Source organism: Streptomyces seoulensis (assembly GCF_022846655.1).
Classification (GTDB): Bacteria; Actinomycetota; Actinomycetes; order Streptomycetales; family Streptomycetaceae; genus Streptomyces.
In genome coordinates, this window is the sequence record NZ_AP025667.1 from 6,277,917 (window position 1) to 6,291,008 (window position 13,092).

11 protein-coding genes are annotated in these 13,092 nt (G+C 74.2%); 3 read left to right on the forward strand and 8 right to left on the reverse strand.

Annotated features, from left to right (window positions below; translation table 11 throughout):
* Positions 1 to 5: 5 nt before the first annotated feature.
* The 3 genes from HEK131_RS28880 to HEK131_RS28890 are packed head-to-tail and all read right to left on the reverse strand — an operon-like array spanning position 6 to position 3,726.
* A complete protein-coding gene (locus tag HEK131_RS28880) occupies positions 6 to 1,703 on the reverse strand; it encodes an L-aspartate oxidase (protein WP_244337743.1) in 1,698 nt (565 codons plus the stop codon).
* Entirely contained in the window at positions 1,700 to 2,701 is a 1,002-nt protein-coding gene (panC, locus tag HEK131_RS28885; RefSeq protein ID WP_244337745.1) for a pantoate--beta-alanine ligase, read from the reverse strand. The genes HEK131_RS28880 and panC overlap by 4 nt, the downstream gene beginning before the upstream one ends.
* A complete protein-coding gene (locus tag HEK131_RS28890; protein WP_254641992.1) occupies positions 2,698 to 3,726 on the reverse strand; it encodes a Rossmann-like and DUF2520 domain-containing protein in 1,029 nt (342 codons plus the stop codon). The genes panC and HEK131_RS28890 overlap by 4 nt, the downstream gene beginning before the upstream one ends.
* 112 nt (positions 3,727 to 3,838) lie before the next feature.
* Here HEK131_RS28890 and HEK131_RS28895 point away from each other — a divergent pair, with 112 nt between their 5' ends.
* Together HEK131_RS28895 and HEK131_RS28900 are read left to right on the forward strand one after the other, a co-directional pair.
* Positions 3,839 to 4,996, forward strand: coding sequence for a threonine aldolase family protein (locus tag HEK131_RS28895; RefSeq protein ID WP_244337747.1), 1,158 nt, complete (start codon positions 3,839 to 3,841; stop codon positions 4,994 to 4,996).
* A gap of 144 nt (positions 4,997 to 5,140) precedes the next feature.
* Entirely contained in the window at positions 5,141 to 6,244 is a 1,104-nt protein-coding gene (locus HEK131_RS28900) for a DUF5937 family protein (RefSeq protein ID WP_217465134.1), read from the forward strand.
* A gap of 48 nt (positions 6,245 to 6,292) precedes the next feature.
* Here HEK131_RS28900 and HEK131_RS28905 read toward each other — a convergent pair whose 3' ends face one another.
* Together HEK131_RS28905 and HEK131_RS28910 are read right to left on the reverse strand one after the other, a co-directional pair.
* A complete protein-coding gene (locus HEK131_RS28905) occupies positions 6,293 to 6,964 on the reverse strand; it encodes a response regulator (RefSeq protein ID WP_217465133.1) in 672 nt (223 codons plus the stop codon).
* A gap of 65 nt (positions 6,965 to 7,029) precedes the next feature.
* Positions 7,030 to 8,235 (reverse strand): sensor histidine kinase, encoded by a 1,206-nt coding sequence (locus tag HEK131_RS28910; RefSeq protein ID WP_217465132.1) that lies wholly within the window; start codon positions 8,233 to 8,235, stop codon positions 7,030 to 7,032.
* Between the two features lie 117 nt (positions 8,236 to 8,352).
* On the opposite strand from HEK131_RS28910, the gene HEK131_RS28915 reads away from it, so the two are divergent.
* Positions 8,353 to 9,360: an SAM-dependent methyltransferase gene (locus HEK131_RS28915; RefSeq protein WP_244337749.1), complete on the forward strand. Its 1,008-nt coding sequence runs from the start codon at positions 8,353 to 8,355 to the stop codon at positions 9,358 to 9,360.
* Position 9,361: 1 nt separating this feature from the next.
* Here HEK131_RS28915 and HEK131_RS28920 read toward each other — a convergent pair whose 3' ends face one another.
* The 3 genes from HEK131_RS28920 to HEK131_RS28930 form a co-directional block, all read right to left on the reverse strand.
* Positions 9,362 to 10,510 carry an NADH-quinone oxidoreductase subunit D gene (locus HEK131_RS28920; protein ID WP_217465130.1) on the reverse strand — a complete coding sequence of 383 codons (1,149 nt, stop codon included), beginning with the start codon at positions 10,508 to 10,510 and terminating at the stop codon, positions 9,362 to 9,364.
* Positions 10,511 to 10,606: 96 nt separating this feature from the next.
* Complete coding sequence (locus HEK131_RS28925; protein WP_244337751.1) at positions 10,607 to 11,827, reverse strand: hypothetical protein; 1,221 nt, start codon at positions 11,825 to 11,827, stop codon at positions 10,607 to 10,609.
* Positions 11,828 to 11,922: 95 nt separating this feature from the next.
* Complete coding sequence (locus HEK131_RS28930) at positions 11,923 to 13,050, reverse strand: alpha/beta hydrolase (protein ID WP_244337753.1); 1,128 nt, start codon at positions 13,048 to 13,050, stop codon at positions 11,923 to 11,925.
* Positions 13,051 to 13,092: the final 42 nt, after the last annotated feature.

A 13,092-nucleotide genomic window follows, 5' to 3' on the forward strand; every position in this document is an offset into this window, starting at 1 on the left:
AGGTGTCACCGGGTAGGGGGGAAGTCTGCGCTCTCGGTGGTGCGTACGGCCAGCGAACGGTCCGCCCGCAGGGTCACCACCAGGTGGCGGCGCCAGTGGAGATCGTCGCGGTCGGCGTGGTCCTCGCGCCAGTGACAGCCCCGGGTCTCCTCGCGCAGCGTCGCCGCGGCGACCAGGACGCGGGCCACGTCCAGGAGGTTGGTGGCCTCCCAGGTGTCGACGCCGGGCTCGGCGGTCTTGCCCTCGCCGTCCAGGGTGTCGCTGGCGCGGGTGTGCAGCTCCTCCAGCCGACGTGCCGCGTGTTCGAGGGAGCCGGCCGAGCGGAGCACGCCCGCGCCCTCGGTCATGATCCGCTGCACGGCGAGCCGGTCCTCGGGCGCAAGCAGCGGGTGCGTGGGCGTGCCGGAGTGGGGGACGGGGGCGGGCACGCGCGCGTGCAGGCCGTTCCCGGCGTGCTCGGCCGTGATGTCGGCGGCGATGCGCTCGGCGTAGACGAGCCCTTCGAGCAGGGAGTTGGAGGCGAGCCGGTTGGCGCCGTGCACGCCGGTGCAGGCGACCTCGCCGCACGCGTACAGGCCGGGGACCGTGGTGCGGCCCCGCTCGTCGGTGCGGACGCCGCCGGAGGCGTAGTGGGCGGCCGGTGCCACCGGGACGGGCTCGGTGACCGGGTCGATGCCGTGGGCCCGACAGGCGGCCAGGATGGTCGGGAAGCGGTTCTCCCACATGTCGGCGCCGAAGTGCCGGGCGTCGAGGTACATGTGCTCGGCACCCCGCTCCAGCATCCGCCGCGTGATGCCCTTGGCGACGATGTCGCGCGGCGCCAGCTCGGCCAGCTCGTGCTGCCCCACCATGAAGCGCACGCCGTCGGCGTCGACCAGGTGGGCGCCCTCGCCGCGCACCGCCTCGGAGACCAGCGGCTGCTGGCCCTCCGCGTCCGGGCCGAGGAACAGCACCGTCGGGTGGAACTGCACGAACTCCAGGTCGCTGACCTCGGCGCCCGCGCGCAGCGCCAGCGCCACGCCGTCGCCGGTGGACACCGAGGGGTTGGTGGTCGCGGAGAACACCTGGCCCATGCCGCCGGTGGCGAGCACCACGGCGGGCGCGTGCACGGCGCCCACACCGTCGTGCTGGCCCTCGCCCATGACGTGCAGGGTCACTCCGGCGGTGCGGCCCTCGGCATCGGTGAGCAGGTCCAGTACGAGGGCGTTCTCGATGGTGCGCAGCCCGCGCGTGCGGACGGCGTCGACCAGCGCGCGGGAGATCTCCGCGCCGGTCGCGTCGCCGCCCGCGTGGGCGATGCGGCGGCGGTGGTGGCCGCCCTCGCGGGCGAGCTGGATGGCGCCCGCGTCGTCCGTGTCGAACCGGGCGCCGGTGGCGATCAGCCGCCGTACGGCGTCGGGGCCCTCGGTGACCAGGAGGCGTACGGCGTCCTCGTCGCACAGGCCCGCGCCCGCGACCAGGGTGTCGTCCCGGTGCTGCTCGGGGGTGTCGCCGTCGCCCAGGGCGGCCGCGATGCCGCCCTGCGCCCAGCGGGTGGAGCCGTCGTCCAGGCGGGCCTTGGTGACGACGACCGTCGTCAGGCCGGCCGCCTCGCAGCGCAGCGCGGCGGTCAGCCCGGCCACGCCGGAGCCGACGACCACGACGTCGGCCGGGATGGACCAGCCGGGGGCTGGCGCGTGCAGTCGTATGCCGGTGCTGGTCACGAGGCTGCTCCAGGGCTGCCGAAGGTGAGCGGGATGTTGTCGATCAGGCGGGTCGAGCCGACCCGCGCGGCGACGGCGAGCACGGCCTCGCCGGTGAAGTCGTCGGCGATCTCGGTGAAGTCGGCCGGGTCGACCAGGGCGAGGTAGTCCAGGGCGAGCGGCGGGTCGAAGCGGGCGGCCTCGTCCAGGGCCTGGCGGGCGGCCGCGCGGACGGCCGCCGGGCCGCCGGGCGCGGCGGTGGCCACGGCGTGCGCGTCGGCGGCCGCACGCGACTCGCCTATGGCGCTCAGCGCCTCCGCACGCGCGTGCGTGGACGGCACTTCCAGGGCCCTCGCGCGAAGGGCCTCCTGCGCCGCGTGCCGGTCACGGCCCGCGAACAGGGCGCGGGACAGGGTGAGGGCGGTGGCGCGCTCCTCGGGGGCGAGGTAGCGGTTGCGGCTGGACAGGGCGAGCCCGTCCTCCTCGCGGACGGTGGGCACGCCGACGATGTCCATGCCGAAGTTGAGGTCGCGGACCATGCGCCGGATCAGCGCGAGCTGCTGGGCGTCCTTCTGCCCGAACAGGGCCACGTCGGGCCGGGTGAGGTGCAGCAGCTTGGCGACAACGGTGAGCATGCCGTCGAAGTGGCCGGGGCGGGTGGCGCCCTCGAGGCGGCCGCCCATGGGGCCCGCCGTGATCCGCACCTGGGGCTCGCCGCCGGGGTAGACCTCGTCCACGGCCGGGGCGAACACCGCGTCGGCGCCCGCGCGCCCTGCGAGGGCGATGTCGGCGTCCAGGGTGCGCGGGTAGCGGTCGAGGTCCTCGCCCGCGCCGAACTGGAGCGGGTTGACGAAGACGGTGACGACGACCTCGCCGTCCGCCCCGGCGATCTCGCGGGCGGCGCGGATCAGCGTGGCGTGGCCCTCGTGCAGGGCGCCCATGGTCATCACGACGGCACGGCGGCCGTGGCGCACGCGTGCGTGCAGCTCGTCGGCGGTGCTCAGCAGGGCGGTGGTCATCGGTCGTTCCCCTCGGGGCCGTTCTCTTCGTCGTCTCCGTCGGCGTCCGTGCCGGGGCCGGGGCCGGTGTCCTGGTCGGCGAGCACGCCGAGCAGGTCCTCGGCCAGTTCGGCCTTGAGCAGGCCGTGCGCGAGGGCGCGGTCGGCGGTCGCGCGGGCCATCGCCACATAGCCGGCGACGGTCTGCGGGGAGTGCTCGCGCAGCTCGGCGATGTGCGCGGCGACGGTGCCCGCGTCTCCGCGCGCGACGGGGCCGGTGAGGGCGGCGTCGCCGGAGCGCAGGGCGTTGTCCAGTGCGGCGCCGAGCAGCGGGCCGAGCATCCGGTCGGGGGCGCCGACCCCGGCCGTGCGCAGCAGCTCCATGGACTGGGCGACCAGGGTGATCAGGTGGTTGGAGCCGAGGGCGAGGGCCGCGTGGTAGAGCGGGCGGCTCTCCTCGCGGATCCACTCCGGCTCGCCGCCCATCTCGATGACCAGGGCCTCGGCCGCGAGCCGCAGCTCCTCGGGCGCGGTGACGCCGAAGGAGCAGCCCGCCAGGCGCTGTACGTCCACGGGTGTGCCGGTGAAGGTCATCGCCGGGTGCAGCGCGAGCGGCAGCGCGCCCGCGCGCAGGGCCGGTTCGAGCACGGAGACGCCGTACCGGCCCGAGGTGTGCACGAGCAGTTGGCCGGGCCGGACGGCGCCGGTCTCGGCGAGGCCGGTGACCAGGCCCGGCAGGGCGTCGTCGGGGACGGTGAGCAGCACCAGGTCGGCGCGCCGGAGCACCTCGGCCGGCGGCACCAGCGGCACACCGGGCAGCAGCTTCTCGGCGCGCCTGCGGGAGGCGTCGGAGACGCCGGAGGCGGCCACCGGGCGGTGCCCGGCCAACTGGAGGGACGCTGCCAGGGCGGGTCCCACGCGACCGGCGCCGACGACGCCGACGGTGAGCCGCGCGGGGCGGTCCTGGGTGTCTGAGGGGTGTGTACTCACGCGACCGTGGCCTTCCCGTTCCAGTCCGCATCTGGGTACCGGACGATTTCTCGTCATGTTAACGCTATCCGGTGAACGGCCCCCGGTCGTCCACAGGCTGTGGGCCGCCGCACCGGCCCGCCCGGAAACCGGATGCCCGCGCGCGCCCCGGCGCGGCATGATCCCCCGCATGAGCGACACGAGCGAGGACGGACAGGAGCAGCGGCCGTCGATACGGGAGCGGCGCAGGGCCGCGATACGCAGCGCGCCGCGCGTGCTGTCGCGCGGGGGCTGGCGCGGCACGCTCCGCGAGCGCCTGACGCGGCTGACGGAGGCGGCGCCCGAGGTGTACGACCTGGACGAACCCACCGACTTCTACGGCGACGGGGTGGTGGCCGCGCTGGAACGCCGGGTCGCCGGCCTGCTCGGCACCGAGGCCGCGGTGTTCTTCCCGACCGGCACGATGGCCCAGCAGGTGGCCCTGCGCTGCTGGGCCGCCCGGACCGGGAACCCCGCGGTCGCGCTGCATGCCCTGTCCCACCCCGAGGTGCATGAACGGCATGCGTTCAGCCAGGTCAGCGGGTTGCGACCGGTGACCGTGAGCCATGGGTCCCGCCCGGTGACGGCAGCCGACGTACGCGACCTGGACGAGCCCTTCGGCGCGCTCATGGTGGAACTCCCGCTGCGCGACGCCGGGTTCATGCTGCCGTCCTGGGAGGAGCTGACCGAGGTCGTCGAGGCCGCGCGGGACCGGGAGGCGGTGGTGCACTTCGACGGCGCCCGCCTGTGGGAGGCCACCGAACACCTCGGCCGCCCGCTGGACGAGATCGCGGCGCTGGCCGACAGCGTCTACGTGTCGTTCTACAAGTCCCTCGGCGGCCTGGGCGGCGCCGCGATCGCCTGCCCCGCGAGCCTCGCCGAGGAGGCGCGGGCCTGGCGGCACCGGTACGGGGGCATGGTCTTCCAGCAGTTCCCGACCGCGCTGTCGGCGCTCGTCGGGCTGGAACGGGAGCTGCCGAGGCTGCCCGAGTACGTGCGGCACGCGCGCGTGGTCGCCGCCGCACTGCGCGAGGGGTTCGCCGCGGCGGGGCTGCCGTGGGCGCGGGTGCACCCCGAGGTGCCGCACACCCACGACTTCCAGGTCTGGCTGCCGTTCGAGGCCGAGGTACTGGCGGAGGCGGCGGTACGGCAGGCCGAGGAGACCGGCACCCTGCTGTTCGCCGACGCCTGGGACTCCCGCGGCCCCGGCCTCGCCGTCACCGAGACCGGCGTACGCGCGGCGGGCCTGGACTGGACGGCACGGGACGTGCGGGACGCGGCCGTGGACTTCGCCGGGCGGCTGGGCTGAGGCGGCTACGGCGTCCGGCGGGCGAGCAGGCCCCCGGAGCCCGCAGCTCACCGGGCGCCCCGCTCCCGGCCCGCCCCGTCCCGTGGATTGACGGCAGCCGTCAATCCAGGGGGCGTTGTCGGTGGTGGGGGGCACCATGGGCGCATGAGCGTGAGCATCGACATCAAGGGGCTCCCGGCGGAGCGCATCTCCGTGGTGCCCTCGCCGCTGGCCGAGCTGGGGATGGCCCTGCACGCGCTCAGCGAGCCCGGTCACCACCCGGACCTCCAGGGCTGGGTGACCGCCGTCTCCAGCCGGCTCGACCCGTGCCTCGCCGACCGGCTGTGCGAGGCGGACTTCCTGTGGCGCACCACGTTCTCCGACGTCTTCGCCCCCTTCGCCGGGCTCCCCGGCCGGCGCGGGCTGCCGGGCGGGACACTCGCCGAGGAACTCGACCTGCTCGACAAGCTGACGGACGAGCAGTTCGTCGACGCGGCACTGGAGTTCACCTGCCACTCGCAGTACTCCCGGCAGAGCCTCGGCCCGCTGGGCGACCCTGAGCTGCGCCGCCGCGCCCTGGACCTGGCCGCCGCGCGCGGTGCCGTCCAGGAACGCTTCGCGCGGCGGCTGCTCCAGGACCCGCCTGCGGTCCGCTCCTGGTTCCGGCAGTTGGTGCTCGACTGCGACGAGGCGTTCTTCGCCGACACCTGGGCGCGACTCCAGCCCCAACTGGCCGCGGACGCCCGGCACAAGACCGAGCTGCTGCGCCGCAAGGGCCCCGCCGAAGCCCTCTCCTCGCTCTCCGGCGCGGTGTCGCTGGACGAGGAGGCCGCGCTCATCACGGTCGACAAGCTCGTGGTGGGCCGGGGCGCCACCGGCGACGGCGGCCTGGTCCTGGTGCCCACCAGCCTCGGCTGGCCGCACGTGATCGTGCTGCACCGCTACGGCTGGCAGCCCGTGATCACCTACCCCGCCAAAGCGACCCGCCCCAAGGCGCCCACCGTCGAGCAGCTCACCCTCCGCATGGAGGCGCTCGCCCACCCCACGCGGCTGCGCCTGTGCCGCCACCTGGCCCGCAGCCCGCACAGCACGAGCGAACTGGCCGACGCGCACGGCATGTCGGCGCCGGAGATATCCCGGCACCTGGCGGTGCTGAAGAAGGCGGGCCTGATCACCAGTTGCCGACGCGGCCGGTACGTCCAGCACCAGTTGGACCTGGCCGCCGTGTCCCGCCTGGGCAGCGACTTCATCGAGGGCGTACTGCGCTGAGCCCGGCCGGACCAGGCCGGTCTCGTAGGCCAGTACGACCGGCCGGGGCTAGGGGCGGCCGCCCGCCCGGACCAGGCCGGTCTCGTAGGCCAGCACGACCACCTGGACGCGGTCGCGCAGGCCCAGCTTGGTGAGGATGCGGCCCACATGGGTCTTCACCGTGGCCTCGGACAGGACCAGGCGGGCGGCGATCTCGCCGTTGGAGAGACCCTGCGCGACCAGGATCATGACCTCGCGCTCGCGCCCGGTGAGCCGGGACAGCTCCGCGTGCCGGGGTTCCTGCGCGGCCGAGGGCAGCATCGGGGCGAACCGGTCCAGCAGCCGGCGCGTGGTGGAGGGGGCCACGACCGCGTCCCCGCTGTGCACCGCGCGGATCGCGCTGAGCAGCTCGCCCGGCGGCACGTCCTTGAGCATGAAGCCGGAGGCGCCCGCCTTCAGCCCGGAGAACGCGTACTCGTCCAGGTCGAACGTGGTCAGGATGAGCACCTTCGGCGGCTCGGGCTCCGAGCAGACGCGCCGGGTGGTCTCCACCCCGTCCAGCTTGGGCATGCGCACGTCCATCAGAACCACGTCCACGGGGGTGGTGCGCAGCACCTGGAGCGCCTCCACGCCGTCGCCCGCCTCCGCGACGACCTCCATGTCCGGCTGGGCGGCGAGCACCATCCGGAATCCGGTGCGCAGCAGCACCTGGTCGTCGACGAGCATCACGCGGATCGCCATCGGGGTCCTCTTCCGTGTCCTTCTGCTGGTGTGTGGTGCGGGGGTGGGCGTGTACGTGACAGGTGTCAGTGCGCCGGTTTCAGCGGGAGCAGCGCGCTGATGCGGAAGCCCCCGCCCGGTCGCGGCCCGGCGTCCAGGGTGCCGCCGACCATGCCGACCCGCTCGCGCATGCCGATCAGGCCGTGTCCCTGGCCGTCCGCGCCGCCCTCCTCGTACAGCTCGTGCGGGGCGCCCTTGCCGTCGTCCTCGACCAGCAGGCCGAGCCCGTCGTCGAAGTACACCAGCCGCACGCTCGCGACCGCCTCGGGCCCGCCGTGCTTGCGCGTGTTGGTGAGCGCCTCCTGCACGATCCGGTACGCGGTCAGCTCGACCCCGCTGGGCAGCGGGCGCGGGGTGCCCTCGACCTTGAAGTCGACGGGCAGCCCGGCGTCGCGGCACTGCTCGATCAGGTCGTCGATCTGCTCCACGTCGGGCTGCGGGACGTACTCCCCGCTCTCCTGGTGCTCGCCGGTGCGCAGCACGCCCAGCAGGCGGCGCATCTCGGCCAGCGCCTGGCGGCCGGTGGAGGAGATCGTCTCCAGGGCCTGGCGGGCCTGGTCGGGGGCGGCGTCGAGGACGTAGGCGGCGCCGTCGGCCTGCACCACCATCACCGAGACGTTGTGCGCGACCACGTCGTGCAGCTCACGTGCGATCCGGGCGCGCTCGGCGGCGACGGCGACCTTGGCCTGCGCCTCGCGCTCCCGCTCCAGCCGGGCGGCGCGCTCCTCCAGCTGGGCGAAGTAGGCGCGCCGGGTGCGCATGGAGTCGCCGAGCACCCAGGCGAGCGCGAACGGCACGGTCTGGAACACGGCGAGCGCGATCTGCCCGAGCCCGCTGACCTGCTCGTTCGGCCAACGCAGTTGTGCCAGCGACGCCGCGACCAGGCTGGTGAGCAGCGACAGCCGGGACGCCCAGCGGGCGCCGGTCGCGGCGACCGTGTAGATGATCACCAGCATCGCGAAGTCGGCGACGATCGGCTCGACGTCCAGGATGAGCTGCGCCAGTCCGGTGGCCAGCACCGCCACCAGCATCAGGTCCGGCAGCCGACGGCGCAGGGCCAGGATCACGCACAGGGCCGCGGAGACGGCCCACGCCGCGGCGTAGGAGCCGTGGTGGTGCGGGGTGCCGTCCACGTTCACGACGCTCACGCCGGAGAGCCCGAGCAGGACGACGGCCCAGAAGCAGTCGACCCACGTCGGGTGGCGGCGGAGGAAGTCATAGAGACGCTGCACGTAATCAGCGTAGGGAAACCCGATGTGTGCCCGGGTCAGCCGAAGGGGCGATCCATGCCCGGCACACGTACGCCGCAAGGTGGATGCCCCGGTCCTCTGTACGCCTAGTCTGACCCGGTGCGGGAGACATCTGGGACGGCGGACGTACGGGGTTGGCGGGACGCGGCCGAGCGGGCGCTGTACGGGCCGGGCGGGTTCTACCGGCGCCCCGAGGGGCCTGCCGGGCACTTCCGCACCTCCGTGCACGCATCCCCGCTGTTCGCCGCCGCCGTGGCCGCGCTGCTGTGCCGGGTCGACGCTGCGCTTGGGCGGCCGGCGGTGCTGGACTTCGTGGATGTCGGAGCGGGGCGCGGGGAGTTGACCCGGGGGGTGCTGGCCGCGCTGCCCGCCGACGTGGCGGGCCGTACGCGCGCGTGCGCCGTGGAGATCGCGGACCGTCCCGAGGGCCTGGACGCCCGGATCGAGTGGCGGGCGGAGCCGCCCGAGGCCGTCGACGGGCTGCTGTTCGCCAACGAGTGGCTGGACAACGTGCCCGTGGACGTGGCCGAGGTGGACCGCGCGGGCGTGCCCCGGCTGGTGCTGGTCGCGCCGGACGGCACCGAGCGGCTCGGGGAGCCGGTCACGGGCGCGGAGGCGGACTGGCTGGCCAGGTGGTGGCCGCTGGCCGCCGAGGAGGGGCTGCGGGCGGAGATCGGGCTGCCGAGGGACCGGGCCTGGGCTGCGGCCGTGAGCCGGGTCCAGCGGGGGCTCGCGGTGGCCGTGGACTACGCGCACACCCTCGGCACGCGCCCGCCCTTCGGGACGCTCACCGGGTTCCGGGCGGGCCGGGAGACGGCCCCGGTGCCCGACGGGACGTGCGACATCACCGCCCATGTCGCGCTGGACGCCTGCGCGGCGGCCGGGAGCGGCCACGGCACCCCGCGCCTGCTCACCCAGCGCGAGGCCCTGCGCGCGCTCGACATCACCGGCGCGCGCCCCCCGCTCGCCCTCGCCACCACGGACCCCGCCGCCTACGTCCGCGCCCTCGCGGGCGCCGGAGCCGCCGCCGAACTCACCGCACCGGGCGGCCTCGGCGACTTCGGCTGGCTCCTCCAGCCGGCCGGCCTCCCCGAGCCACCGCTGTGACCTACTTGTCGATGTCTCCCACCACGAAGAACAGCGACCCCAGGATCGCCACCATGTCGGAGACCAGCGTCCCCGGCAGCAGTTCGTTCAGCACCTGGATGTTGTTGTACGACGCCGAGCGCAGCTTCAGCCGGTACGGGGTCTTCTCACCCTTGCTGACCAGGTAGTAGCCGTTGATGCCGAGCGGGTTCTCGGTCCAGGCGTAGGTGTGCCCCTCGGGCGCCTTCAGCACCTTGGGCAGGCGCTGGTTGACCGGGCCGGGCGGCAGCTCGGCGAGCCGGTCCAGGCAGGCGTCGGCGAGGTCGAGGGCGTTGTGGGTCTGCTCCAGCAGCACCTCGAAGCGCGCCAGGCAGTCGCCCTCGGTCCGCGTGACGACCTTCAGGGTGTCCTGGAGCTCCCCGTAGGCGAGGTACGGCTCGTCGCGGCGCAGGTCGAAGTCGACACCCGAGGCACGCGCGATGGGCCCGCTCACGCCGTACGCGTGCACGGCCTCGGGGGTGAGCGCCCCCACGCCCCGCGTGCGCCCGCGGAAGATCTCGTTGCCGAGCACCAGGTCGTCGAAGACGTCCATGCGGGAGCGGACGGCGGCGACGGCTTCCCGCGCGCGCGTGGTCCAGCCGTCGGTCAGGTCCTCCTTGAGGCCGCCGACCCGGTTGAACATGTAGTGCATGCGCCCGCCGGAGACCTCCTCCATCACGTTCTGGAGCACCTCGCGCTCCCGGAACGCGTAGAAGACCGGCGTGATCCCGCCCAGCTCCAGCGGGTAGGACCCGAGGAACATCAGGTGGTTGAGCACCCGGTTCAGCTCGGCGAGCAGGGTGCGGGTCCACACCGCGCGCTCGGGAACCTCCATGCCGAGCATCCGCTCGACCGCGATGACCACGCCCAGCTCGTTGGAGAACGCCGACAGCCAGTCGTGGCGGTTGGCGAGCATGATGATCTGCCGGTAGTCGCGGGCCTCGAAGAGCTTCTCCGCTCCCCGGTGCATGTAGCCGATCACCGGCTCGGCGCTCTGGACGCGCTCGCCGTCCAGCACCAGCCGCAGCCGGAGCACGCCGTGCGTGGACGGGTGCTGGGGGCCGATGTTGAGCACCATGTCGGTGCTCTCGGCGGCACCGCCGATCCCGACCGTGGTCTCCGTGGCAGTCATGCGTCCCAGTCTCCCCTACGCGCGCGTGGGCGGCGGAAACGGGCAAGCCCGGCGCTCCTTCGTGCGGGAGGGCCGGGCTCGCGGGGTGCGGCGCGGTCAGGAGACCGCGCTGCGCAGCCCCTCCACGTCGATGTGCTCGGTCTCGTCGTGCGCGGTGAGGTCGATGACCTGGCCCACGCCGTGCGCCCCGGCGGGCTTGTAGCCGGACCCGCCGTCCGCCTTGTGCAGCGCGAGGGCCTCCTGGCCGACCACGTCGGCCAGATCCTCGTTGCGCACGTCCATCGCCTCGGAGGTGTCCTTCTGCGTGCCGAAGAAGTCGAACCCGCCCTCGACCAGCGGACGCCGCGAGGGAGCGGCCGGTACGACGGCGACGGCGGTCGGCACGGTGAAGTGCCCGGCGGGACGCTGCCCGGTGGGCTGGGCGGGCACCACGGCCGTACCGGTGGTGGTGTGCGCCTGCGCCACCTCCGCGTCCTCCTCGGGGGCCGTCTCGTCCGGGCTCGTGTGGGCCTCGGTCACTTCCCCTTCGGCGTCCACGGGTCCCAGACCCTCGGCGGCCGCTTCGTCCCGCTCGGCGAGGTCGGCGGAGTCGGCGGGGTCGGCGGGGTCGGCAAGGTCGGTGCCTGCCTCGGTGCCCTCACTGTCCGGGGCTCCTTTGGCGACGGCCTCCGCCTCGCTCTCCGCCGGCTCGTCCTTCACGTCCTCGTCGGGCACCGGCTCCAGGCGCGCCAGCGCCGTCGCCGCCTTCAGGTACAGCTCCGCGCTCATGGCCGACAGGCCCGCCGCGGGCTCGGCCACCGGGTCCTCGGCGGCCGTCTCCGCGCTCGGCGCGGGCGGCAGCGCGAGCGTGCCGGATTCCGGGGCCGCCTCGATCTCCAGCAGCCGCCGCCCCTCCAGGGCCGTGGCGCGCTCGGTCTCGGCCGTGGCGTACCGGCGCAGCAGGGAGGCGTGTTCGCCGCGCAGCCCGGCCAGTTCGGCGCGCTTGGCCCGCAGGCGCCGCTCCAGCTTGGCGCGCAGCTCGCGCGACTCCTCCAGATCGGTCTCCAGTTCGGCGACCCGTTCGTCGTACCGCCATTCGTCGCTGACCCGCGCACGCGTCAGCTCGGCGACCTGCTTGCCCGCCTGGGCGTCCCACTGGCGCATCACGACCGCGCCGCCGACCGCCGTGAGCGCGGCCAGGGCGGCCAGCGCGCGCAGCACGCCGAGGCCGGAGAGCACCCAGGGAGCCAGCGCGCAGACGGCGGCGACACCGGCGATCGCCGAGGGAGGCAACAGCCGGTGCAGAGGCGGGGAATGGCGGTGGCGTCCACGTGGCATGGCCAGAAACTTACCGCGCGTAGGCGCCTCATGGGCCCTCGCGGCGCAAAAACCCGGCCACGCCAAGGGCTTCACCGGGTTCGGGCCCCGCGCGCTCAGCGGTCGCTCAGACGCCCGCTCAGCCACTGCAGGGCGGTCGGGATCTCGCGTCGCCAGGTGTTGAAGTTGTGGCCACCGCTGTCGAGGATGATGGAGGAGATCCTGGTCCGGCCGGTGGCGCGCACCTCCTGAAGGAACTTCAGGGTGTCCCGGTAGTTGTGTTCGCCGACCTTGCTGCTGGTGACGAGCAGGGAGGTGTCGGGTGCGGGTTCGTGCGCCAGGAGCCAGTGGAGATCGGCGTGATCACGCAGGTTCCGGTCGCCGTGGAAGAGGTCGCCCGTGGTGGGGTCGACGGGCGCCTTGTAGTACGCCGACAGGCCGGCGCCGGCCGCGTACACGCCGGGGTGGCGCATGGCGATCTTCAGCGCGCAGTAGCCGCCGGTGGAGTCGCCGATGATGCCCCAACTGCCCGGACGCGTGCCGGCCCGGTAGTGCGCGAGGACCGCCTCGGGCAGGTCCTGGGCGAAGAAGGTCTCCGTCTGCGGGCCCTGGGGAATGTCCACGCACTCGGTGTCGCGCGGGGGTGCCACGGTGGGCCGCATCATCACCAGGATCATCGGCTGCATCCGCCCGTCCTTGGCCAGGTCCCGCGCGGTGGCCGGGTACTTCAGCTTGGTGACGAGGGCCTGCGCGGTGCCGGGGTAACCGGTCAGCACCACCGAGACCGGGAACGTACGGGTGCGGAACCGGGGCTGGAAGTACTCCGGCGGCAGATAGACGTAGGCCGGGGTGGCGATGCGGGAGACCCGGCCGACGATGTCGACCTTCTGGACCTGACCGACCGTCGAGGCGCGCGAACCGGAACCGCCCGGAGCCGACTTGGTGCTCACCACCTGGAGCGGGCCACCCGTGCTCGTGGTGGCCGAGTGGTCGACGAGCACCCCCTGGTCGGTCTCCCGGCCCAGCAGGTCGTCCCAGCCCGCGTAGAAACCGAAGGTCTGGTTGGCGGCCACCCCCAGGGAGCAGATCAGCGCCAACTGGGTGGCGAGCAGCAGGCCCACCCGGCCGCCGAACGCACGCCAGCTCCGCCGGGCCAGGCGCGGCCACAGCCACAGCGTGATCCCGAACAGCACCACGGCGACCGCCACCGCCAGCACCAGAAGTGAGTTGCTCGTGAGACCCATGGCTGTTCCTGCCTGCGCTTTCCGCCCCGGGCACCCGTACCG